The organism is Metabacillus litoralis, assembly GCF_007994985.1.
GTDB classification, from domain to species: domain Bacteria; phylum Bacillota; class Bacilli; order Bacillales; family Bacillaceae; genus Metabacillus; species Metabacillus litoralis.
Map to the genome: position 1 here is coordinate 1 of NZ_VOQF01000025.1, position 403 is coordinate 403.

Here is a 403-nt window from a genome sequence, read left to right on the forward strand (position 1 = left end):
TGTCATTCCGAGAAATGGTAGAAACCTTACACCTAAAAATAGAAAGGCGACAGCTACCAATAGCTGTACCTGTGACATAAACAAAATCTCATGCTTTAATACTCGGTACATTTCGTTTTTGGCATTTTCAATATCCTGCAGAGGAAACCCATTTAAAATGCGGCCATAATATTTTTTATACGCTTCATAAAAGGTTGTTTCAACTGTGACCATAAATAGTATGAGCGCAGGCAAAATACTCAAATAAGCATAAAACACAGGTGTATCATAATAAGGTGCCATCACAAACGTTTCTTCAACAACAATTTTGCGATCGCCAAACCAAACAGCTAAATTATGCGCATATAAGCCAACATAATAAAATAGCCCGATAAAAAATAAATAAGGATGTTTTTCAAGATAC

Annotated in this window: 1 protein-coding gene; it reads right to left on the reverse strand. The window is 34.7% G+C overall.

Annotated elements, in window-relative coordinates; genetic code table 11:
- Nucleotides 1-403: exopolysaccharide Pel transporter PelG (pelG, locus tag FS935_RS22130; protein WP_240051000.1), on the reverse strand; the 403-nt coding region annotated here is incomplete at both ends.